This window comes from Calditerrivibrio sp., from assembly GCF_049968475.1.
Taxonomy (GTDB): Bacteria; Chrysiogenota; Deferribacteres; order Deferribacterales; family Calditerrivibrionaceae; genus Calditerrivibrio; species Calditerrivibrio nitroreducens_A.
In genome coordinates this window covers 1-928 of the sequence record NZ_JBMFQS010000027.1, presented here as the reverse complement: position 1 = coordinate 928, position 928 = coordinate 1, and the positions used below count along the sequence as shown (strand labels likewise).

Annotated in this window: 1 protein-coding gene; it reads left to right on the top strand. The window is 29.5% G+C overall.

What is annotated here, in order from left to right; genetic code table 11:
- The first annotated feature begins 377 nt into the window (after positions 1-377).
- On the top strand, positions 378-860 hold the full coding sequence (locus tag ACP5Q2_RS09860; RefSeq protein ID WP_428099621.1) for a DUF996 domain-containing protein: 483 nt from the start codon (positions 378-380) through the stop codon (positions 858-860).
- Positions 861-928: the final 68 nt, after the last annotated feature.

The window sequence follows — 928 nt, the reverse complement described above, 5'->3', positions numbered from 1 at the left end:
AATTTCTATAAGATTTCTAAGGAGTTTATAAACAAATATTTTCCTTTACACACAAGTTAACCCATATATATCATTAAGGCTTTTTTCTAGGTTAACTCCTTAAAAAAGGAGTTAACTCTATCACCTGTAAAAAGGCAAAAAATGGGAAAGTCAATCACATGTAAAAACAAACCTTTACTTTCAAAGATTTTTAAAACTTTTCTTCAAGAATTTTAGGTTAGTAGCAACTTCAAAACTTTTATGCTTATACAATAGGCTATAGTTTTTTCAGGTCTATTGAGGTAAATTTATGTGGTTAATTTCTCACTCAACGTATGTTAAATATATGTATGTTAAAAAAAATACAATTATGAATAAATCACTTCGGGAGCGAAAATATGAAGGTAGGAAATGAAAAGATTTTAGGTGGTTTAGGAGGAATTTTCTTATTTTTATTATTTGTTCCTGGAATCGGAATTCTTTTAGGTTTAGCAGGGTACGTACTTTTCTTAATTGCTATGTATGAGATTAGCAAAGTCTACAACGACCAGAAGATTTTTAATTGGAGTCTGATGGGTGTTATTCTTAGCACGTTAGGACTTATTTTTGTAATTTTCTATGAATTACTATTTGGAGCTGCTGGCTTATTAGGGACATTGTTAGGTTCAAATTTGATGGAAAACGTTTTAGTATTTGTAATTTCAATAGGACCAATAATGGACATAATAGTTGCTATAGTTCTGTTTGTTTATGCTTACTATCTCCTTTACAAAGCTTTGAAGAAAGTAGCGGAATATACGCAGATATCAATGTTTAAATTAGCTGGTCAACTTCTTTTTATGGGGTCTATACTTATATTTATATTTATAGGTATACGTTGAGTGAGAAATTAACCACATAAATTTACCTCAATAGATCTGAAAAAGCTATAGCCTATTGCATAAGCATA

Coding starts and splice junctions, on each gene's coding strand:
- ACP5Q2_RS09860 (WP_428099621.1), top strand. CDS start 378: ATGAAGGTAGGAAATGAAAAGATTTTAGGTGGTTTAGGAGGAATTTTC.